Raw genomic sequence first — 23,677 nt, forward strand, 5'->3', positions numbered from 1 at the left:
TTTTACATAAACAACAAAATTATAGATGGTATAATACAGTATTATTATCCTTTCTCATATAATCATAAAAGACATTACAAAAAGAGCAGTCAAGCCTCCCTAAAAGCCACGAATACCAACGACTACCCTACCCTACATATATATTATAGTATTAATCTGTTAAATTATATCTTATATATATTGTATGGATTTTATTATCGTATTATCTTTGCTCCTTTAATTAGAAAAAGATGATCAAGATTACGTTACCAGATGGTTCGATTAGAGACTACAATAGCGAAGTTACTGCTATGGATGTTGCAAAAGATATTAGTGAAGGTTTTGCCAGAAATGTAATTTCTGCAAAATTTAACGGAACTACTATCGAAACCTCCACAGAATTAACCACAGATGGTAACCTTGTTTTATTCACATGGAGAGATGATGAAGGTAAAACAGCATTTAGACATTCTACATCTCATGTCTTGGCTCAAGCTCTTGAAGATTTATACCCTGGGGTTAAACTATCTATTGGCCCGGCTATAGATAACGGATTCTATTATGATGTAGATCTGGGGGATCAAGTTATTTCTGAAAAAGATTTTAAAGCTATCGAAGACAAAATGCTTGAAATCGCAAGAGGAAAGCATAATTTCAAAATGAGATCTATTTCTAAAGCTGATGCTTTGGCTAAATACAAAGAAGAGAACAATGAATATAAGGTTGAGTTAATTGAAAACCTAGAAGATGGCACAATAACATTTTGTGACCACGATACTTTTACTGATTTATGCCGAGGAGGACACATTCCTAACACAGGGCTTATTAAAGCTGTAAAAATTATGAGTGTTGCAGGAGCATATTGGCGTGGTGATGAGAATAATAAACAATTAACAAGAGTTTACGGAACCTCTTTTCCGAAACAAAAAGAATTAAAAGAATATTTAGAATTACTCGAAGAAGCTAAAAAACGGGATCACAGAAAACTAGGTAAAGAACTTGAACTTTTTACTTTTTCTCAAAAAGTAGGTCAAGGATTACCTCTTTGGCTTCCTAAAGGAGCTGCTCTACGTGATCGTTTGGAACAGTTTTTGAAAAAAGCACAGAAGAAAGCTGGTTATGAAATGGTAGTTACACCTCATATTGGCCAAAAAGAATTATATGTAACTTCTGGTCATTATGCAAAATATGGAGAAGATAGTTTTCAACCTATTAACACTCCCGCTGAAGGTGAGGAATTCTTGCTAAAGCCAATGAATTGCCCTCATCATTGTGAGATTTATAATACCAAACCATGGTCGTACAGAGATTTACCTATACGATATGCAGAATTTGGCACCGTATACAGATACGAGCAAAGTGGAGAACTTCACGGGCTTACTCGCGTAAGAGGGTTTACTCAGGATGATGCTCATATTTTTTGCACTCCTGATCAATTAGATCTAGAATTCAAAAAAGTAATTGATTTAGTCTTGTATGTTTTTAGCTCTTTAGGTTTTGAAAATTTTACAGCTCAGGTATCTGTAAGAGATTTAGAAAACCCTGATAAATATATTGGAGATGTAGAAAATTGGGAAAAAGCAGAAAATGCTATTATAAATGCAGCAAAAGATAAAGGGTTAAATTATGTAATCGAAAGCGGAGAAGCTGCTTTTTACGGACCTAAGCTCGATTTTATGGTAAAAGATGCATTAGGCAGAAATTGGCAACTAGGAACTATACAAGTAGATTATAATCTACCTGAGCGTTTTGACCTTACTTATAAGGGTAGTGATAATGAATCTCACAGACCAGTAATGATTCACAGAGCTCCTTTTGGTAGTATGGAACGATTTATTGCTATCTTGCTAGAACATACGGGAGGTAATTTCCCTCTATGGCTAATGCCGGAACAAGCTATTATACTCTCTATCAGTGAGAAATATGAAAAATACTCTGAAAAAGTTTTAAATTTGTTAGAAAATGACGAAATTCGCGCCCTTGCTGATCATAGAAATGAAACAATAGGTAAAAAGATTAGAGAGGCAGAAATGAATAAATTTCCTTATATTATCATTTTAGGGGAACAAGAAGAGAGAGACAACACCATATCTGTTCGCAAACATGGTGGTGAAGATTTAGGAGCTATATCAATTGAAGAGTTTTCTAAAATAATAAAAGAAGAAATTAAAAGAACGCTAAAACCGTTTAATGGATAACGATAAATTAAGTTTAATTTAAAATTTTAAGTCATAGCAATAAGAAGAAGAAGGTCTCAAAAACCACTGAGAGTAATCAAAGAAGATGCACACAAAATCAATCATAAAATTCGTGTTGATGAAGTGCGCCTTGTAGGTGACAATGTAGAAGTTGGTGTTTACCCAACAAAAAAAGCGCTACAACTTGCTGAAGAGCAAGAACTTGATCTTGTAGAAATTTCGCCTAAAGCAGTGCCTCCTGTTTGTAAAATAATGGATTATAAAAAATTCCTTTATGAGCAGAAGAAAAGAGACAAAGCCTTAAAATCAAAGGCGACTAAGGTTGTTATTAAAGAAATTAGATTTGGTCCCAACACCGATGAGCATGATTATGAATTTAAGAAAAAACATGCTATTAAATTTTTATCAGAAGGAGCCAAATTAAAAGCTTACGTCTTTTTTAAAGGACGTTCTATCATATACAAAGATCAAGGTCAAATTCTACTGCTTAGATTAGCACAAGAGTTAGAAGAGTATGGTAAAGTAGAACAAATGCCAAAACTCGAAGGTAAACGAATGATTATGTTTATCGCTCCAAAAAAATAAGAAATTCCTATTATAAGGAATAATTAAGATAATAAGTGAGATTCTAAAAACAAGGATACAATGCCTAAAATGAAAACAAAATCCAGTGCAAAGAAGCGTTTTAAGCTTACCGGTACTGGTAAAATCAAAAGAAAGCACGCTTTTAAGAGTCATATTTTGACAAAAAAATCTAAAAAACGTAAGCTTGCCTTAACGCACGCAACATTAGTGCACAAAAGCGATGAAAATAGTATTAAAGAACAATTACGTTTAAAGTAATTCTTTTTTAATCAGGTTAGAATTAGTATAAACCCAGGAGTTAGGCCTATAAATTTTAGATTCACAATTTTCGAATTAAGATTTAAAGTTTAAAAGATCAAGTGTCGATTGTCGACCGCCTACTACTAAAAAATTTAAATTATGCCAAGATCAGTAAATTCTGTTGCTAAAAGAGCTAGAAGAAAAAAAGTTCTCAAGCAAGCAAAAGGTTATTTCGGACGTCGTAAAAACGTTTGGACAGTAGCGAAAAATGCGGTTGATAAAGCGATGCAATACTCGTATAGAGACCGTAGAGCAAAAAAGAGAACTTTCCGTGCATTATGGATTACTCGTATTAATGCGGGTGCCCGTTTACATGGTATGTCTTATTCTCAATTTATGGGAAAAATAAAAGCTAATAATATCGAATTAAACCGTAAGGTTCTTGCCGATTTAGCGATGAACAACCCAGAAGCTTTTCAAGCAATTGTAGAAAAAGTAAAGTAATTCTTTTAGTAAAATAATACAATCTCACTTATAAAAAATCCTGCTTTTGAAGCAGGATTTTTTTTATACCTAACATTTAAGACATAATGCATTTCATCGTAAAAAAACAGCATTTAATCCGTTAAAAAGAATAAAGATTGGTATTTTTTCATTACTTTTAAGAAAACTGAATAGATATGAAAAAAAAACACTTTTTGCTTATATCAACTTTACTTTTAATAAGCCAGGGATTACTGGCACAAGATCATACTACACATTCTAATAATAGCAATTTAGGAGCAGAGCAAATTTTTGGTCTTTTAGAAATGCCTTTTCTTGCCATTGCACTTGTGTTTAGTTTTCTTACAGCAACAAAGTTAAAAGGAGGGAAATTTGGATCAGGAATGACGCTACTTGCTTGGGGGTTTGTAGTTATGGCTCTTGGACATCTCCATATGCAGATAGCTCATATCTTTGGCTATAATATTTTCAAGAATATATTTGGAAATACTTTTGGCAACTACATTTGGTTTATCGCACTAATTCTGACATGGGGTTTATCAGCATTAGGCTTTTACAAAATATATAAAGCTAGCAAAATATGACCCTAGATGATCTTAAAATGGTTTAAAAGAATAACGACCGCCAAGAAAACCAGTCCTCAAAAAAGCCAAGAAGAGCAAGAAATTATTGATCTAATTGATTTTCTTTGGAAAGAGATTGACATATCTAAGAATACTTCTAATCTAAAAATAAAAGTTACAGCTTTTAGAGAATTTTCTTATGTAAAAAAAATTGAATTTTTACCAGAACTATACTTATTTCTAGAAGAGTATATTACAGAAAAAAATACGGTACGCCGGCCTAGCAAACAATTTGTGCGTAATCAAATTATAGAAAGGTATAATTCTGTATTCAAACACACATCTTTCAAATTAATATTTGATCCATTAAAAGAACAAGAATTAATCTTATGTAAAGTTTTTCTCTCTAAAGTATTAGAGAAATCTTCAGAACTGATTGGTAGTTATAATGATACTAAAATTATTCAGATCAAAAAATATCTGAATACTCCATATGATTTTCGAACTATTGACCTAATCAAGGAGAGAAAAAACCTATTAGAGTTTTCTAATCAGATTTTTCTTAAAATCAAAAACAGTTTAGGTATAAACGCAATTACTAATATCTATTTACTTATCTATAAAAAGCATTTTCAATCTTATCATTTATTAGACTCATTTACTGCAACACTAAATGTAATTCCCGAAGAAATTCTTGCTAAAGATCTTATCAATTTCCCTAGTAAACAACAAATGCATAAGATGTTGCAGAAACAGCTCTATAGCCTAGAGGAAATCAATGAAAGGCTTACCGAAGAAGTTATTGAGAGAAAAAAAGTAGAGGAAGAATTAAAATATAGTGAGCATTTAAACACAACTATTTTAGAGACAGCAATGGATGGTGTTGTTTTGGTAAATAGTAAGGGAATTGTATTAAATTGGAACAAACAAGCAGAAAACATACTAGAGCTAAAAAGAGAAGAAACGATTGGTCACAGTATCTACTCATTAGTCCCATATAAGCTTAGACAAGAGTTAAAAAGGAGTTTTAGCAACTATATACATACCGGAGACGATGAACTGATCAATAAAAGAGTAGAAACCTCGGTAAATAGAAAAAATGGTTCTATTGTATATATAGAACTTACAGTCATTGCTATTGAAACCAAAGATGATTATCTTTTCAACGGTTTTTTCAGAGATATAACAAATCGAAAAATTATTGATAATGAAATTAGAGAAGCTAAGGTTATAGCAGAGAAATCTGCTAAGGCAAAAACCGTTTTTCTATCTAATATGAGTCATGAAATCAGGACTCCTCTTAATGTTATTTTGGGACTTACAGGTATTTTACAAAAAAGCAACTTTACAACTTCTCAAATTGACAAAAAAAACTTGGACGGAATTCAATTTTCTGCCGAAAACCTTTTGATATTAATCAATGACATTCTTGATTTTTCTAAAATTGAAGCTGGGAAACTCACATTACATAATACAGATTTTAGTCTTAAGGAATTAATTACTAACATCTCGCGTGGTTTTAAAATAAAAGCAGATGAAAAAGGTTTAAAATACACAACGCTTATTGACCCTTCTGTACCTAAATTTATTATTGGAGATCAGCTTAGGCTAAATCAAATTCTAATCAACCTAATAGGTAATGCAATAAAGTTCACTCAAACCGGTGAGATAACGATACAGGTAAAAACAGAAGAATCAAACACAGAAGGAATCACTATCAATTTTTCTGTTAAAGACACAGGAGTTGGTATCCCTGAAGATAAGCTTAAGAATATTTTCGAAAGCTTTTATCAAGTGCACAAACCAGGAAAAAATAAGATAGAAGGAACAGGGCTTGGCCTCTCAATCTCTAAACAACTTATTGAATTACAAGGAGGAATACTTAATGCTGAAAGTAAACCAGGACTCGGGTCCATTTTTGATTTCTCTATTACATATGCTAAAAGTAATTTTAGATCTACAGAAATAAATAAGAAACATACTACTATGTCTGAAAATAACCATAACCTATCCGGGATGAGAGTACTGGTTGTTGAAGACAACAAAATGAATCAGTTCTTTATAAAACAATTATTCTCTAATTGGCATATAGATACGCATATAGCAGATAACGGAATGATTGCATTAGAAAAACTTAAGAGTTTTACCTATGACCTAATACTCATGGACATGCATATGCCGGTAATGGATGGTCCAGAGGCTACAAAAATCATAAGAAGTTCTAATGATGATAAAATTAATAAAATACCTATAATAGCTTGTTCGGCAGATGTGTTCCCAGAATCAAAAAAGAAAGCAATAGAGTCTGGAATGAATTTTTACCTTACTAAACCATTAAGTGAACAAGCTCTTGAAGAAGTACTGTTAAGTATCCAATCAAAAAACTTACAAAACGACACCATTATTTCTAGCAATATTGATAATACCGATACGTCAGCATCTTTAGAAGTTAAAAGACTCTGTGACCTGTCTTTTCTGAAAAAAACTTTTGATAATGATACCGAAATCATTCAGGGAGTTTTACAAATGTTCATTGATGAAACCCCCAAGGATTATCAAAAACTAAAACAGGCCATTGAAGAAAAAAACTGGGACGTGACACAAGAAATCGCGCATAAACTTAAATCCAGTTTTAAAACTATTGGCTTAAAAAATGAAACAGATATTCTACAAAAAATAGAATATTCTTCAAAAGAAAAATTAGAATTTAGTCTACTCAAAGAATACTTTCTGACATTAGATCAATCTTACCTTAAAATCATCGAAGAAATCAATCAGCATATACAAGATTTATCTTCTTAAATACATAAAAAAAGAAAACATTTTTTATTGGCTATTATTATCTTTGCGTTTATGCAAAACCAGATAAAAAGCTTTCAGAATGATAAAATAAAATTTCTTAACCAACTTAAAGAAAAATCGAGAGTTCGCAAAAGAGAGAAACGTTTTATTATTGAAGGTAAACGCGAAATTACATTAGCCATTCAGGGAGGATATACGATCACTCAACTTTATTATTGTTCTTCCATTATTCCTCTTACAGAAATTTCGACACTAATTACTGCTTCTCAACATCAAATTGAACTGTTTGAGATTACTTCAGAAATATATCAAAAATTAGCCTATAGAACCACAACAGAAGGAGTCTTAGCTATGGCTATTTCAAAAGATATTGACATTAATAATTTCGCACTATCATCAAAAAACTCTTTGATCCTTGTAGCAGAGTCTCCTGAGAAACCTGGTAATATCGGTGCATTATTACGTACTGCAGATGCTGCTCAATTAGATGCTGTTTTCATTGCAAACCTAAAAACAGATATATACAATCCCAATATTATACGATCTAGCGTTGGATGTATATTCACCAACAAAATAGCAACCGGATCTTCTGGTGATATTATAGACTTCTTAAAAAAGCACAACATAAACATTTATGGAGCGGCATTACAAAAATCAATAGATTATCACACCCAGGATTACACTAATCCCTCTGCTATAGTGGTTGGTACCGAAGCTACAGGATTGAGTGACATTTTTTTAGAAAGCGCAACTCAAAATATTAAAATACCAATGAGTGGCGTAATAGACTCTATGAATGTTTCGGTCGCTGCCGGAATTCTTATTTTTGAAGCAAAGCGTCAACGAGGGTTCACAGTCTAAAAGATTAAAAATAGTACTGAAAATCAATTAAAAATCATTAACTTACCACTTCCTACATATCCCAAATCTTTAAACTACTAATTGCTCTAAACCAATGACCCCCAATTCCCTTTTTTATTTATTAATAGCTATTATTATTATTGTATTTCTAATAGATTCTTTATTAGACATTCTTAATTCTAGACACTATAACAATCAAATTCCCGAAGAACTTACAGACGTTTACCCCGAAGAAGAATATCAGAAATCCATAGCATACAAAGAAGCTAATTTCAAATTTAAATTAGTTTCCTCTACTATTTCATTGTGTATAATGCTTGCATTTTTCTTTTTAGATGGATTTGCTTTAGTAGATACGATATCAAGGAATATTTCAGATAATTCAATTATAGTTGGTCTTCTTTTTTTTGGAATTATAATGATTGGTAGTGATATTCTCTCTACTCCTGCTACTTACTATAAAATTTTTGTTATTGAAGAAAAATTCGGTTTCAACAAAACCACTACAAAAACCTTTTTTATTGATAAAATAAAAAGCATTATCATGATGATGATTGTAGGAGGAGGACTTTTGGCATTGATTATATGGTTTTATCAAATTACAGGAAACTCTTTTTGGATTTATGCCTGGACATTAGTATCTATATTTACATTGGCAATGAATATGTTTTACGCAAAACTTATTGTTCCAATTTTTAATAAACAAACCCCTTTAGAACCTGGAGAACTAAGAAATACGATTGAAGCTTATTCTAAGAAAGTTGGTTTTCAATTAAAAGACATTTTTGTTATTGATGGTTCTAAAAGAAGTACTAAAGCAAATGCTTACTTCTCTGGTTTTGGAAGTGAAAAAAGAATCACTCTTTATGACACATTAGTCAATGACCTTGATAATGAAGAGATTGTAGCAGTACTAGCACATGAAGTTGGGCATTATAAAAAAAGACATGTGATCGTTAATTTGTTTTTATCCATTGCACTTACAGGTTTAACATTATGGTTTTTATCTCTTTTTATTGCAAATCCACTCCTATCTGAAGCACTTGGAGTAGAAACTCCTTCGTTTCATATTGGGCTTATAGCTTTTGGGATTTTGTATAGTCCGATTTCTGAAATAACGGGGTTAATAATGAATATAGTTTCTAGAGCTTTCGAGTACCAGGCAGATAACTATGCGAAGGAAACTTATAATAACGAAGCCCTAATTAATAGTTTGAAAAAACTTTCAAAAAATAACCTTAGCAACTTAACCCCTCACCCTGCTATGGTATTTATTCATTACTCACATCCTACTCTTTTACAAAGAATTAAAAATCTTAGGAAATAAATCCCTTACTCAAGACTTGGTGGTTACATTTCTTAATTGTATTTTTAATTATTAATGACAAAAAAAATATAGTTTACTCATTAATCTCAAGGCACAATTTTGTCGGTTAATATTACTCGGGGATATCACACACGATACTTAATAGGGCTTTCTTAAAAAACTTTATGTTATGACTGAAGCTGCTATAGATAAAGAAAATAAACAGATTGCTAAGCAATACAAAGAATTGCTTCGTATTAGTTATAGAGACCTTACTAAAGAGGATAAGACACTTATACGACAGGCGTTTGATATTGCTGTTGATGCACATAAAGATCAGCGTCGTAAAAGTGGTGAGGCTTATATTTTTCACCCTATAGCAGTAGCAAAAATTGTAGCTAGTGAAATTGGATTGGATGCTACATCAATTGCAGCTGCATTACTTCATGATGTTGTAGAAGATACAGAATATACACTGGTCGATATTGAGCAAATGTTTGGCGAAACAGTAGCTCGTATTGTAGATGGTCTTACCAAAATCTCATCTCTTAAAAAGGACAGAGACATTTCCTTACAAGCAGAGAATTTCAGAAAAATGCTTCTTACACTTAATGATGATGTAAGGGTTATTATTATTAAAATTGCCGATCGTTTACATAATATGCAAACGATGGATGCTATGAGGCCAGATAAGCAGGTAAAGATTGCATCTGAAACTTTATATATATACGCTCCTCTTGCTCATCGAATCGGCTTATACAATATCAAAACAGAATTAGAAGATCTGGGATTAAAATATACCGAACCCGAAGTATATAAGGATATTCTGGAAAAAATTAAAGAGAGCAAAGAGGAACAAGATGAGTATATCAAAAAATTCTCTGATCAAATTAGAGAAGGCCTTGATAAAGAAGGATTAAATTATGAAATAAAAGGAAGACCAAAATCCATTTTTTCGATTCGTAGAAAAATGGTAAAGCAAAACATCGCATTTGACGAAGTATATGACAAATTCGCAATACGGATAATATACAAGTCTGATAATATAGAGAATGAAAAGTTTATTGCCTGGAAAATATATACTGTGGTAACCGATTATTACAGGCCAAACCCTATTCGATTAAGAGATTGGATTTCTCAACCTAAGTCCACCGGTTATGAAGCTTTGCATATAACAGTTATTGGCCCAGACAGCAAATGGGTTGAAGTACAAATTCGTAGTGAGCGTATGCATGAAATTGCAGAAAAAGGATACGCTGCACATTATAAGTATAAGAATACCGAAGAAAAACAGGATCAAGGATTAGATGGGTGGCTTAATCGATTACAGGAAGCATTAGAAAATTCTGAAACAAATGCTGTAGATTTTGTAGAAGAATTTAAACTAAATCTTTATGCAAAAGAAATATTTGTCTTTACTCCAGAAGGAGATTTAAAATCATTACCAAAAGGAGCAACTGCACTCGATTTTGGTTTTAGTGTGCATACCGAGGTTGGATTAAGAACTAGAGGAGCACGAGTAAATGGTAAATTAGTACCACTAAGCCACGAACTTAAAAGTGGTGATCAGGTAGAAATAATTACCTCGACCAAATCAAAACCTTCTTCTAGCTGGCTGGATTATGCCACTACAGCAAGAGCAAGAGCCAAAATTAAATCTGCTTTACGAGACGAGAAAAAACAAATTGCCGAAGATGGCAAAGTCGTTTTAAAACGTAAACTTCGCTCTCAGAAAATAACAATGAGCGAAAAAGTGGTTAACGAACTTGTTCTCTATTTTAAACTTAAAACAAGTTTGGATCTATTCTATAGAGTAGGCATAGGGACTATTGACAATCAAAAGATCAAAGAGTTTGCTACTACTCGTAGTAATGTCTTCATGAATTTTATCAAAAATAGAATTCGAAGAGGTAATATTAAAGACGTTAATAAGGAGGAAATTACATCTAAATACGATCTGCTTGTTTTTGGAAAAGATTCAGAAAAATTAGAATACAAATTATCAAATTGTTGTAATCCAATTCCTGGAGATGATGTTTTTGGTTTTATAACGGTTAATGAAGGTATAAAAGTTCATAAAAATAATTGTCCGAATTCGTTACAGCTACAAAGCAACTATGCATATCGTATTATTCCTGCAAAATGGATTGATTCTAGTCAAGAAGAATTCAAGGCTGTAATAAGGCTTAACGGTATTGACAATATTGGAGTAGTAAATGAGGTAACTCAAATTATTTCAAACAATATGAGTCTTGCCATATACAATATGAATTTTGATACTAATGATGGAGTTTTTACAGGTAAAATAACAGTTGGTGTTAAAAATAAGAATACCTTGAAAACAGTTATGAAAAACCTTTCAAAAATAAGTGGTATTGATAAAGTGGTAAGAGAATAAAAACTTGGTATTTTTATTCTAAAAAGAATTATGAATTAAGAATTAAACTATTCTATAAAGATTCTTTTTTATGATAAGGTCAGTTCAAATCAGCTAATTTTAAAAATCCTTAAATAATCGTTTTTAAATCAGAGTCTCACTAATAAAAAATAATGTAACTTTGCGTTTTTAAACGTATGAGTACTAAAGCAACTACACAAAACGACCAGATAATCGTTAAAAATGTTTTTACCAGTTTCTTAGAAGAAAATGGTCATAGAAAAACACCCGAAAGATACGCTATACTTCAAGAGATTTACGAAAGTGATGAGCATTTTGATATAGAATCATTATATATCAAAATGAAAAATAAAAACTATAGGGTAAGCCGTGCCACACTTTATAATACTATAGAGCTTTTATTAGAATGTAAACTAGTTAGAAAACATCAGTTCGGACAAAATCAAGCTCAATACGAAAAATCATATTTCGACAGGCAACATGATCATCTAATTTTAACTGATACCGGGGATGTATTAGAATTTTGTGATCCTAGAATTCAATCTATCAAAAAAACAATCGAAGAAATTTTTGATGTAGATATTACAAATCATTCTTTGTATTTCTACGGAACTAAAAAAAACCCAACTAATAAAGATAACTAATGGCAGTAAACTTATTACTTGGTCTTCAATGGGGAGACGAAGGGAAAGGAAAAATTGTAGACGTTCTTACAAAAGATTATAATATTATTGCACGATTTCAAGGTGGACCCAATGCTGGTCACACTTTAGAATTTGATGGAATCAAACATGTGTTGCATACTATTCCTAGTGGAATTTTTCATGATAAGGCCATTAATTTGGTTGGAAATGGTGTCGTAATAGACCCTGTGATTTTTAAAAAAGAATTAGATAACCTTAATAAATTTAATTTAGATTATAAATCCAAATTATTAATTTCTAGAAAAGCCCATCTAATTCTTCCTACTCATAGGATTCTGGATGCTGCTTCTGAAGCTTCTAAAGGAAAGGCAAAAATAGGCTCTACTTTAAAAGGGATTGGTCCTACATATATGGACAAAACTGGTAGAAATGGTATTAGAGTTGGAGATTTAGAATTAAATGACTGGAAAGAACGTTACCGTGCTTTAGCTAATAAGCACGAAGCAATGATTGATTTTTATGATTCTAAAATAGAATACGATCTTACAGAATTAGAGAATGAATTCTTTGAAGCGGTTAAAGTTTTAAAAACACTTACTTTTATTGATAGTGAAGAATACCTTCATCAGGCTCAAAAAGAGGGAAAAACAATTCTAGCTGAAGGGGCGCAAGGATCTTTATTGGATATAGATTTTGGCACATACCCATTTGTAACTTCATCAAATACTACCGCAGCAGGAGCATGTACAGGCCTAGGTATTGCACCAAATAAGATCAAAGATGTTTTTGGTATATTCAAAGCATACACTACTCGAGTTGGTAGTGGACCGTTCCCTACCGAGTTATTTGATCAAGATGGAGAGACAATGGCGCAAGTTGGTCATGAATTTGGAGCTACCACAGGTAGACCAAGAAGATGTGGATGGCTAGATCTTGTAGCTTTGAAATATGCCGTACATGTAAACGGAGTAACAAAATTAATGATGATGAAAGGCGATGTACTAAGTGGATTTAAAACCTTAAAAATATGTACTGCTTATAAATACCAAGGTAAAACAATTACTCATTTACCTTACAATATAGAACCTGAAAATGTAACTCCGGTCTATACCGAAATGAAAGGCTGGTCTGAAGACCTTACTGGAATGACAGATCCTTCTCAATTACCTAAAGAGTTAAATGAATATATTTCGTTTTTAGAAAAAGAATTAGAAACACCAATTACGATTGTTTCTGTAGGACCAGATAGAACGCAAACCATACACAGGTAAAAAATAGTGTTATAAAAAAATAAGAGTGCTTGTAAAAACAAGCACTCTTATTTTTTTATATATACTCTATTAATTTCCCAAATAAATAAAAGTATTAATTACCAGATAAGGTTGATAGCGATCAAAAGATTGATTTGTTCCTCCACTATTTAGTGTTACATTATGGTTATGATTACCTGCATTACCTGTATTTGTATTTCCTCCGGCTAATAAAATTCTTCTATTAGCATCTACCCCATTTTGCACACGTTGATTAGAAAAAAAACCAGCAAAACCATGTCTATGATTCCCTCTGGTTGTAGTTGTACCTGTAAAATCCACATTAGGTAAATTTGCCTGAACTAAGGTTGTATTTGCCTGGCCTCCTGTATCTCCAATATTTTCTCCTCCTGCGGGATGTTTTAAGACTCTATCTGTTGCATTGGGTAAGTTTGTAGCAAATCCTAAACTAGTTGCAACTGCTTGAGCAGTAGCCGAAAGTGTTGCAGTACTACGACCATCTAAAATATACCATCCACCATGATCTGCAGTAACAACACTAAATTTCACATCTCCATCTGATGCTGATTCATTTGCAGCAACCCATTTTGTTCCATCCCAATAATATATCTTATCATCTGTAGTATTATACACTATGGACCCTTCATTAGGGGTTGCAATACCATTCATTTCGGCAGTAGTAACATTAGGCAGCCCTAATATAGAATTCCTATCTACCTGAGAATAAAAAAAATGGGATATAAAAATGAAAATTAAAAATAGTTTTGCTCTCATATAGTTACTTCTTTCGCCATAAATATATAAAACCAAAAACACTTATTAGAAAATAAATCTAAAAGATATTCTTTATCAATCTATAAATATTATAATGAAGTAGTCCCTTCTTTATTAGATTTTAACTCTATTACTCTTTCTAATTTTCGAATAATCTTCTGCTTACGATAATAGCGTTCAGGAAATGAACTTATCTGCTTGAAACCATAGATGTCGTCATCACCCTTACCTCCTTTACGATTACTTGCAAAATATCCTGTTTTATTTTCTTCATTAATAATAAAGGTAAAATCATCTTTGGGGCTATTAATAGGGTTTCCTAAATTATAAACTTCTACCACTCCCTCTTCATTTGGAATAGCCATAAAAATATCTAAACCACCTAATCCCTTATGCCCGTCACTTGCAAAAAACAATTTTCCTTTATCACTAATATAAGGGAAAGTTTCACGCCCTGAAGTATTAATTAAACCTCCCAAATTTTTAGGAGTTCCAAAACTCTTATCTTCATTTATTTCGACTACATACAAATCTGATTTCCCTAGAGTTCCTGGCATATCACTTGCGAAATACAAAAATTTCTCGTCATAAGATAACGCAGGGTGTGCTATCGAATATTCATTACTATTAAACGGTAATTCTTCTATATCTCCCCATTTTCCTTTATCATAATGTGCTCTATATATTTTTAACAAAACAACACCTTCTGTATTCGTTTTAGATTTTCTTTTAGAATAATTATTTCTAGTAAAATATACAGTTTTTCTATCCTTGCTAAAAGTTGCTGAAGACTCATGAAACTTCGAATTAATATTTCCTTTTAATTTTTCAACACTTTTTTCTTCAGAAACGTGTGTAGTTGTATATAAATCTAAAAAAGGTTGATTATTCCATTCATGTAATACTGTAGAAAAATTATTGGTGTCTCGTGAAGATGCAAATACCAATTCGTCATTATAAAAACTAGGAGCATAATCCGAATATTTCGAATTGATATTTAGGACATCAACTATAAACTCCTCTGACCTATCTCTCTTTGATGAAACATCACCTAATGAGTCACATGCTTTTTGTTCTCTTACATCATTATTTGCATATAACCAATGAGCTATATCATCTTCATTTTTATACCCTTCGGTACTCTTAATACATTGTGCATATCTGTTTCGATATTCTGATTTTATCTTTTCTGGATACAAAGAAGACAATACTCGATACCATTGCGCTGCTTTTTCTAACTCACCATTAAAGTAATATGAATCCCCTAATCTTTCATATAACTCTATTGATTTACCTCCTTTTTCTATAGCTTTTAAGTACATTTCCCTTGCCTCGATATAGGCATACTTTTTAAAAGCTTCATTTGCTTTTTCCAGCTGTTTTTCCTGAGAAAACACAGCACCCCAAAAAAACAAAAAAAATAGAGCCCCTAAGTTTTTTTTCAAAACCATCTATTATCCTTTTGTTAATAGTATAACGACCTAAACTTTTCTTTTTCTAAAAAAATAGCTCTATATCTATTCTTAAAATGAATCAGAATAAACAAATTTGCGTTTGATAAAAAATAAAAAGTTAAGATGATGCTATCCCCATAGCATTGATCGTTCCCTTGTTGTTTCCTATCGCAATTTACTGATGCTTAAGTAGATCTAGTGTTAAAAAATTCGAAAATTTCTTTTGTTTGCTTCTTTTTATCGGTATTAGTCCTTTGATCGTACAAAACTTACACATTATCCTTTTTTTTATTGATGTACAACAATCCATCAATTACAGAAATCACTTGCTTTTAAGTTATTATAGAGGTAAAACATGTTAAAATGTAACATGAGATGAGACATAAAGTTATTAATTGAAAATGACTTACTTTTTATTTTACCGTCATAGCCACAATCATTAGATACAATTTTCGTTATTTTGCATACAAATTTGAAACACTTGAAAAACAAATTCTTCTATATAATACTTGCTTTTATATTTTCGGTAGCATCATTTGCTCAGGAAGGAAAACAAATCAAAGTTCAATCTGATCGTACCATAAAAGATCAAAATCGGTTTCCTGGGGCAACTATCCTGGCAAAAGTAGACAAACAGGTATATATGCAACATGAAGGGATTGAGATATGGTGTGATCAGGCTATTCATTATGGTCAAGATAAGTTTGTCAAGGCTTTGGGAAATGTAAAAATGAAACAAGGAGATACCATTATTATGACTAGTAAATATGCCGAGTACAATGGTAATACTCAATTCGCATACGCTAGTGATAATGTATTTATGGAAACTCCCTCTAATACATTGCGCACTGATACTTTATTCTTTGATCGACTTAGACAACAAGCCTATTACCGTAGTGGTGGGACGGTTCGGGATTCTTCAAATACATTGACGAGTCAAATTGGAAGGTATTTTATGGACCGAAAACAATATTCATTTAATACCACAGTAAAAATTGTAAATCCAGAAAATACAGTAGATTCGGATCGATTAGATTACTATACAGAAAATGGTCATGCATATCTGTATGGTCCTTCGACAGTTAAAGGTAAAGAAAGTACTTTATATTGTGAACGAGGGTTCTATGACACTAAAGCTAAGACTGGATATGCCATCAAAAATGCCAAAATCGATTATGATAAACGTACTGTTTTTGGAGATAGTATTTTTTACAATAGTGCTGATCAATTTGCATCGGCCACTAATAATATTAGAGTATTAGATACAGCTAATAATTCTGTAATTACTGGCCATTATGCAGAGGTTTTTAAAGAAAAAGATTCTGTCTTTATTACAAAGAGAGCACTTGCAGCCACTTTGCAGGAAAAAGATTCTATTTTCATTCACAGTGATACACTTATGGTTACTGGTAAACCCGAACGAAGAATAATGACTGGTTTTTATGATGTAAGAATCTATAAGAGTAATATGAGTGGTAAAAGTGATTCTATTAATGTAGATCAAACCACAGGCTATACCAAAATGATTGGCCGACCTATTATTTGGTCACAAAGAAATCAAATGACTGGTGATACCATAAAAATTATCTCAAATACAAAGACAGAAAAATTAGATTCACTTATCGTATATCAAAATGCTTTTTTGGTTCAAGAAGACACCCTTAAAGCTGGATACAACCAGGTAAAAGGTCAAATACTTTATGGCTTATTTAAAGATAATGAGCTCTATCAGGTAGATATCGATAAAAACACAGAAACTATATTTTATCAAAGAGAAAGTGAAGGTGAATTAAAACTTATTGGTATTAATAAAGTACTCTCTAGTTCTATTAAATTATTACTAAATAATCGTGAAATAGAAGATGTCTATTATTATCAGAATATCGATGGTACATTATATCGTGAAATTGATCTACCAGAAAATGCTCGTGAACTCTCTGGTTTTAATTGGCGTGGTGATGAACGCATTAATAGTAAGGCTGATTTATTTAGAGGAGAATCTCCTCCAGAACTTATTAAAATAACAGGAATCCCATTACCAAAAGACGAAGCAGATTTCTTTGATGAAGAAACAGTGAAACGTTTGGAGGATAATAAATCTGAAGGTTCTCGACTACTAGAGCAAGAACTCAAAGATGCTGAACTTAAAGAAACTAACGAACAACTAGATTCTATTCCTTTAAAAAAGAAAGTAAAAGAAGAACTTAATACCGAAAAGAAAAAAAATCAAAAAGATAGTACCAACATCGAACATTAATCTCTTTTTGTGCAAAAAATATCGGATAATGTATTAAAACTAGATAATCTAGTAAAAAAACAATCTTGAAACAGGATTTTTTCAAATATCAAGCCCAAACTACTCCGCATCCTTTAGCTATAGAAGTTTCACATGCTATCGGCAGTTATATTTATGACACTAATAACAAGAAGTATTTGGATTTTGTTGCTGGAGTCTCAGCATGTAGCTTAGGGCACAAACATCCCAGAATTATACGTGCAGTAAAGGATCAGTTAGATAAATATCTACATGTCATGGTGTATGGGGAATACATACAACAACCCGCTGTAGAACTCACTAAACTATTAGCTTCTCACCTACCCCATCCATTAGAAAAAACTTACTTAACCAACTCAGGAACCGAAGCTATTGAAGGGTCTTTAAAATTAGCCCGAAGAGTTACAGGTCGAAGCCAAATTATTGCAGCAAAACTAGCGTATCATGGTAACACTATGGGGTCTATGAGTGTAATGGGATATGAAGAACGGAAACAAGCATTTAGACCATTAATTCCTGATACTGCTTTTATTACGTTTAATGATGAAAAAGATATAAAACAGATTACGCGCAAAACCGGAGCAGTCATCTTAGAAACCATACAAGGAGGAGCAGGATTTATTGAGCCTAAATACGAATATTTAAAAAAGGTGAAAAAGCAGTGTGAAGAAGTTGGAGCACTGTTAATTTTAGACGAGATCCAACCTGGATTTGGTAGAACTGGTAAATTATTTGGTTTTCAAAATTATGATATCATTCCGGATATTGTTGTAATGGGTAAAGGAATGGGTGGTGGACTTCCGGTTGGAGCCTTTACAGCTTCAACAACAATGATGGATCAATTACAGGATAACCCAAAATTAGGTCATATTACAACGTTTGGAGGAAATCCTGTCATTGCAGCTGCCGCTTTGGCAACATTACAGGAAATTACCGAGAGTGACGTAATGGCAGCTACTCTGGAAAAAGAAAAACTATTCAGATCATTATTAATTCATCCATTAATCAAAGAAGTTAGAGGTTTAGGCCTTATGCTAGCTTTTATAACTCCTTCTGCAGAAATAACGAATCAAGTTATATTAAAATGCCAAGACCATGGATTAATATTATTTTGGTTACTTTTTGAACCCCTTGCAATACGTATTACACCGCCACTCACTATATCTGAAAGTGAAATCAGAGAAGGATGTCAAATCATTCTTACTGTTTTAGACCAAATACAAGACATCAAAATTTAAACGGCAATTATTGAATTTTTATTAAAAAAATCGTATATTTAGTAGACCATCCATTATTTTCACAAATCCCTTAATACATTTCGGCTTCTATAAAAGAAAAACTCTATATCATTATCATATAATGGTACGTATTTTGTTAATTAGTTTGTTAAAAACAATTGGTTTTTGAAGTATAATCATTCGATTTCATTTGTAATTTTAATACTGAGGAAATCAATAATGCGAAAATAGATTAAGTAATGGATTTATTAAATACTTTTGTTTGTTGGGGAAGACAAAAATGGTATTTACATCAATTTTATGATTTATTGAGCATCTTTAATCAACGTGTATGAGATTTAACCACGAAGAAGAAGAAAATAATTTCTCGATTACTCGATACGAGTCTATGCTGAGATCTAATGATGTAAAATTTTTTGATTCAGATGAATTTGAATCTATTATTCATCACTATCTGGAAAACGGAAAAATTGCTAAAGCAAAAAAGGCAATTTCTTTAGGCCTTTCTCAACATCCGTCTTCTGTTAATCTTAAATTATTGCAAGTCGAAGTTCTCGTCTTTGAAAATCGCTTAGATAAAGCAGATAATCTTTTGGCTCAGCTACATGCTATAGAACCAGAAAATGAGGAAATCTACATCCAAAAAGCTAATATTCTTTCTAAACAAAATGATCATATAAAAGCTATAGAGTTATTAATGATGGCTCTTAGTTATACAAATGACGCAGCAGATGTGTACTCCCTTATAGGAATGGAGTATCTTTTTATGGATGATTTTGAAAATGCAAAAGTCAATTTTATGAAATGCCTCGAAGCAGATGATCAGGATTATTCTGCTTTGTACAATGTTATATATTGTTTCGATTTTCTTGAACAACACGAAGAAGCCATCGAATATTTAAACATGTTTCTAAATAAAAATCCCTACTGTGAAGTAGCTTGGCATCAGGTTGGTAAACAATATTTTGATTTAGAAGAATATGAAAAAGCACTTGCGGCTTATGATTTTGCAATTATAAGTGATGAATATTTTATTGGTGCTTATTTAGAAAAAGGAAAAGTATTAGAAAAGCTCAAAAGACATAATGAAGCTATAGAAAACTACAGAATAACATTAGAACTGGATGACCCTACTTCTTTTGCTCTGTTAAGAATAGGAAAATGTTATGAAAAATTAGGTGTAGATGACCTGGCAATTCAACATTATTCTAAGACCGTACATGAAGATCCATTACTAGACAAAGGATGGATAGCCATTACCGATTTCTATATGCGTAAACGCGATTATCAAAAAGCACTATACTATACTAACAAGGCTATAAATATTGACAGTGAGAATGTTTTATACTGGAAACGCTATGCAAAAATAAACAATAGACTTGCATTTTTTGAAGAAGCAGAACGAGGATATAGAAAAGCTATTGAGCTAGGAAACTATGAACTAGAAACCTGGTTAAATCGTTCTGATATCCTTAGGTTTATTGGAGAATCAGATGCTGCAGTACAAAATTTACATCAGGCTATCGAGTTTTATCCAGATAATGCAGAAATTCAATATAGACTTGCTGGTTTATACTATGAACTACAAGATTATCAAAAAGGTGAATATCATATAAGAAAAGCACTGGATCTTGACTATGAATACCTTATTGTTTTAGAAGAGCTTTTTGAAAAGATTTTCAACCTCACTCTTGTTAGAAACATTATTTCTGAATATAAATAATTCTAAAAAAGACTGTTTTTTTTCTAATAGATTGCATTGCAAAAATCCATACATTTGTTTTAACTAAAAACACCAAAAACAATAAGAATGCAAAGAAATCTTAAGGATTACCTTATCATCTCTGCAAAAGGATTAGCAATGGGAGCAGCAGATGTAGTTCCTGGAGTTTCTGGAGGAACTATTGCATTTATATCTGGCATATATGAAGAATTAATTGAAACTATTAATGGTTTAGACCTTGGTTTTTTCTCAGTTTGGAAAAAAGAAGGATTTAAAACTTCCTGGAAAAAATACAACCTTTCTTTTTTAACAGCACTTTTTTTAGGTATAGTAACCAGTATTCTTTCTCTTGCAAAACTTATAAAGTGGTTGCTTCACAATGAGCCGTTATTACTTTGGGGATTTTTCTTCGGATTAGTTCTTGCCAGTATCGTTTATATTGGAAAACAAATTACTGCCTGGAAACCAAAAGTAATTATTGGTATTGTTCTGGCGGCTGTACTTTCTTATTTTATAACTATAGCAGAACCTTTGGCTTCACCAGACAGCAATTGGTATCTTATGTTTTGTGGATTTATAGCAATCATTGCTATGATACTACCTGGGGTATCCGGAGCTTTCATTCTACTTATCTTAGGTGTATACCAAACAGCCATTGACATCCTAAACCAATTACGTGATGGAGTTGTACAAATGGATTTCGATATGATGTGGCAAGCTATTTATAAAATAATAATCATGGGGATCGGTGCCGTTATAGGTTTGAAATTATTTTCTAAAGCACTTAACTGGATGTTTAAGTATCATAAAAATATGACTTTAGCTATACTTACAGGATTCATGATAGGCTCGCTAAATAAATTATGGCCTTGGAAAAAAGTAGAATCCTGGAGAACAAACTCTGAAGGAATCGAAGTCCCTTTCATAGAAAAAAGCATTCTACCAAGTCAATTTGAAGGTGATGTTAAAATGATTTGGGTTTTACTTTTTATAGCTATAGGTTTTCTATTAATCCTTATCTTAGAACGCCTTTCTGTAAAAAAACCAAACTAACCAATGCAACAGAGTACCCGAACCTTTACTGATAGACTTTTCCTTGTTATTAAAGGTCTTGCAATGGGTGCTGCAAATAAAGTCCCTGGTGTTTCTGGAGGTGTCGTTGCATTTGTTGCCGGGTTTTATGAAGAATTTATTTATTCTCTTCAAAAAATAAATTTTAAAGCATTTAAGCTTTTTATCAATTTTAGATTTAAAAGTTTTTGGAGATACATAAACGGACGATTTCTCGGCCTCCTAATTTTAGGAATGTTAATTAGCTATTTTAGTGTTTCTAAAATTCTGGATTACCTCATTATTCATTTTGAATTATACGTATGGGCAGCATTTTTTGGGATGATTATAGGCTCTATTTATTATATAGTAAAAGATTTTAACGATTGGAACAGAAGAAATATCTGTCTGATCATTATAGGTATCATAGTTGGAGTTAGTATAAGTTTATTGGCTCCTGCAAAAGAAAATGACAATCTTTGGTTTGTATTTATCTGCGGCATAATCGGTGTATCAGGCATGACATTACCTGGATTATCTGGCTCTTTTATTCTTATTTTACTAGGTAATTATGTTCTTTTACTGGTTGATTCTGTGAATGCACTATATGACACAATAGCCGATCTAATCCGCTGGGATTTTTCATTTATAGAAGATCCTCACAGAACTCGATTATTGAAGGTACTTGTTGTATTTAGTCTTGGTTCATTAACCGGTTTAGTTACCTTATCTCATTTTTTAGGATATGTTTTAAAACACTATAAAAACGCAACTTTTGCAGCCATTATTGGATTTATAACCGGTTCTCTAGGTGTCGTTTGGCCCTGGAAAAATAAAATTTACAAAGTTGATACTATAGGAAACACACAAATTGATGCACTAGGTAATCCAATACTGGATAATTATGATCGATATTTTCCTGATTTCACAACTATCGAAACCTATATTGGGATTTTTTATATTCTTGTAGGTATTGGTATCGTTTTATGGTTAGAATGGTATGGCCAAAAAACACTAAAAACTTCAAAATGAAAAAAGTATACGGCTTATTAGGCAGAAACATCAGTTATTCTTTTTCTAAGGGTTATTTTTCAGAAAAATTTGAAAAAGAAAATCTAGATTGTGAATATAACAACTTCGATCTTACCCAAATCAAAGATTTTATAGAAATTACTAAAGATCCTCATGTACAAGGTTTAAATGTAACAATACCCTATAAAGAAGAAGTAATTCATTATATGGATGATCTGGACCCAATAGCCAAGGAAATTGGAGCCATAAATGTTATAAAATTTGATAAGGGTCAAAAACTAAAAGGATATAATAGTGATTATTACGGTTTTACAGAATCTCTAAAACCTTTACTCAACAAAACAATAAAAAAAGCATTAATTCTTGGTACAGGAGGTGCCTCAAAAGCTATTGCTTATGCATTAAGTCATCTAAATATAGACTATACATTTGTATCTCGTAATCCTGATTTTAATGAACTTAGTTATAGTGATCTCGATGAGGATATTATACAAGCATACAAACTAATAATCAACTGTACACCCCTCGGAACACATCCAAACATTCATAATTACCCAGATATCCCTTACGAATATATTACCAAAAACCATGTTTTATACGATTTGATTTACAATCCAGATGAAACTACTTTTATGAGTAAAGGAAAAGAAAAAGGAGCTACAGTTTCTAATGGATTACAAATGCTAATACTACAAGCAGAAAAGGCCTGGGAAATCTGGAATATGTGATTTTTTAGTTCATTTTGTCATAAAATTCTTACTAAAATCCTTTTTAACTAAT

The 23,677-nt window shown here is 32.0% G+C and carries 19 protein-coding genes; 17 read left to right on the forward strand and 2 right to left on the reverse strand.

The window, feature by feature from the left end:
• The first annotated feature begins 230 nt into the window (after window positions 1-230).
• The 11 genes from thrS to Z054_RS0116770 all read left to right on the forward strand — a co-directional run bounded on the left by thrS (window position 231) and on the right by Z054_RS0116770 (window position 13,351).
• Entirely contained in the window at window positions 231-2,177 is a 1,947-nt protein-coding gene (thrS, locus tag Z054_RS0116720) for a threonine--tRNA ligase (protein ID WP_024771191.1), read from the forward strand.
• A gap of 66 nt (window positions 2,178-2,243) precedes the next feature.
• On the forward strand, window positions 2,244-2,762 hold the full coding sequence (gene infC, locus Z054_RS0116725) for a translation initiation factor IF-3 (protein ID WP_084050423.1): 519 nt from the start codon (window positions 2,244-2,246) through the stop codon (window positions 2,760-2,762).
• A 60-nt stretch (window positions 2,763-2,822) separates the two neighbouring features.
• Window positions 2,823-3,020 carry a 50S ribosomal protein L35 gene (rpmI, locus tag Z054_RS0116730; RefSeq protein ID WP_024771193.1) on the forward strand — a complete coding sequence of 66 codons (198 nt, stop codon included), beginning with the start codon at window positions 2,823-2,825 and terminating at the stop codon, window positions 3,018-3,020.
• Window positions 3,021-3,161: 141 nt separating this feature from the next.
• Window positions 3,162-3,506 carry a 50S ribosomal protein L20 gene (gene rplT, locus Z054_RS0116735; protein WP_024771194.1) on the forward strand — a complete coding sequence of 115 codons (345 nt, stop codon included), beginning with the start codon at window positions 3,162-3,164 and terminating at the stop codon, window positions 3,504-3,506.
• A gap of 176 nt (window positions 3,507-3,682) precedes the next feature.
• The gene (locus Z054_RS0116740; RefSeq protein WP_024771195.1) at window positions 3,683-4,090 is read left to right on the forward strand and encodes a hypothetical protein; all 408 of its coding nucleotides are present in this window, start codon (window positions 3,683-3,685) and stop codon (window positions 4,088-4,090) included.
• 6 nt (window positions 4,091-4,096) lie between these two features.
• Window positions 4,097-6,871: a PAS domain-containing hybrid sensor histidine kinase/response regulator gene (locus Z054_RS30380; RefSeq protein ID WP_024771196.1), complete on the forward strand. Its 2,775-nt coding sequence runs from the start codon at window positions 4,097-4,099 to the stop codon at window positions 6,869-6,871.
• 51 nt (window positions 6,872-6,922) lie between these two features.
• Entirely contained in the window at window positions 6,923-7,732 is an 810-nt protein-coding gene (locus tag Z054_RS0116750; protein WP_024771197.1) for a TrmH family RNA methyltransferase, read from the forward strand.
• 94 nt (window positions 7,733-7,826) lie between these two features.
• The gene (locus tag Z054_RS0116755) at window positions 7,827-9,059 is read left to right on the forward strand and encodes a M48 family metallopeptidase (protein WP_024771198.1); all 1,233 of its coding nucleotides are present in this window, start codon (window positions 7,827-7,829) and stop codon (window positions 9,057-9,059) included.
• Window positions 9,060-9,228: 169 nt separating this feature from the next.
• Window positions 9,229-11,436 carry a RelA/SpoT family protein gene (locus Z054_RS0116760; protein ID WP_024771199.1) on the forward strand — a complete coding sequence of 736 codons (2,208 nt, stop codon included), beginning with the start codon at window positions 9,229-9,231 and terminating at the stop codon, window positions 11,434-11,436.
• Window positions 11,437-11,612: 176 nt separating this feature from the next.
• A complete protein-coding gene (locus tag Z054_RS0116765) occupies window positions 11,613-12,080 on the forward strand; it encodes a Fur family transcriptional regulator (protein ID WP_024771200.1) in 468 nt (155 codons plus the stop codon).
• Complete coding sequence (locus Z054_RS0116770; protein WP_024771201.1) at window positions 12,080-13,351, forward strand: adenylosuccinate synthase; 1,272 nt, start codon at window positions 12,080-12,082, stop codon at window positions 13,349-13,351. The genes Z054_RS0116765 and Z054_RS0116770 overlap by 1 nt, the downstream gene beginning before the upstream one ends.
• A 69-nt stretch (window positions 13,352-13,420) precedes the next feature.
• On the opposite strand, the gene Z054_RS0116775 is transcribed toward Z054_RS0116770, so the two are convergent.
• Entirely contained in the window at window positions 13,421-14,125 is a 705-nt protein-coding gene (locus tag Z054_RS0116775; RefSeq protein ID WP_024771202.1) for a hypothetical protein, read from the reverse strand.
• Between the two features lie 89 nt (window positions 14,126-14,214).
• Window positions 14,215-15,576 (reverse strand): PD40 domain-containing protein, encoded by a 1,362-nt coding sequence (locus Z054_RS0116780; protein ID WP_024771203.1) that lies wholly within the window; start codon window positions 15,574-15,576, stop codon window positions 14,215-14,217.
• Window positions 15,577-16,060: 484 nt separating this feature from the next.
• On the opposite strand from Z054_RS0116780, the gene Z054_RS0116785 reads away from it, so the two are divergent.
• The 6 genes from Z054_RS0116785 to Z054_RS0116810 all read left to right on the forward strand — a co-directional run bounded on the left by Z054_RS0116785 (window position 16,061) and on the right by Z054_RS0116810 (window position 23,625).
• Window positions 16,061-17,836, forward strand: a complete 1,776-nt coding sequence (locus Z054_RS0116785) for an OstA-like protein (RefSeq protein WP_035092386.1) — start codon at window positions 16,061-16,063, stop codon at window positions 17,834-17,836.
• A gap of 65 nt (window positions 17,837-17,901) precedes the next feature.
• Window positions 17,902-19,092: an aspartate aminotransferase family protein gene (locus Z054_RS0116790; protein ID WP_024771205.1), complete on the forward strand. Its 1,191-nt coding sequence runs from the start codon at window positions 17,902-17,904 to the stop codon at window positions 19,090-19,092.
• A 331-nt stretch (window positions 19,093-19,423) separates the two neighbouring features.
• A complete protein-coding gene (locus Z054_RS0116795) occupies window positions 19,424-20,815 on the forward strand; it encodes a tetratricopeptide repeat protein (RefSeq protein ID WP_024771206.1) in 1,392 nt (463 codons plus the stop codon).
• An 87-nt stretch (window positions 20,816-20,902) separates the two neighbouring features.
• Window positions 20,903-21,868: a DUF368 domain-containing protein gene (locus Z054_RS0116800; RefSeq protein ID WP_024771207.1), complete on the forward strand. Its 966-nt coding sequence runs from the start codon at window positions 20,903-20,905 to the stop codon at window positions 21,866-21,868.
• A gap of 3 nt (window positions 21,869-21,871) precedes the next feature.
• Window positions 21,872-22,897, forward strand: a complete 1,026-nt coding sequence (locus Z054_RS0116805) for a DUF368 domain-containing protein (protein ID WP_024771208.1) — start codon at window positions 21,872-21,874, stop codon at window positions 22,895-22,897.
• Complete coding sequence (locus Z054_RS0116810; RefSeq protein WP_024771209.1) at window positions 22,894-23,625, forward strand: shikimate dehydrogenase family protein; 732 nt, start codon at window positions 22,894-22,896, stop codon at window positions 23,623-23,625. Before Z054_RS0116805 ends, Z054_RS0116810 begins: the two co-directional genes overlap by 4 nt.
• The last annotated feature ends 52 nt before the right edge of the window (window positions 23,626-23,677 follow it).

Source organism: Aquimarina macrocephali JAMB N27, from assembly GCF_000520995.1.
GTDB classification, from domain to species: Bacteria; Bacteroidota; Bacteroidia; order Flavobacteriales; family Flavobacteriaceae; genus Aquimarina; species Aquimarina macrocephali.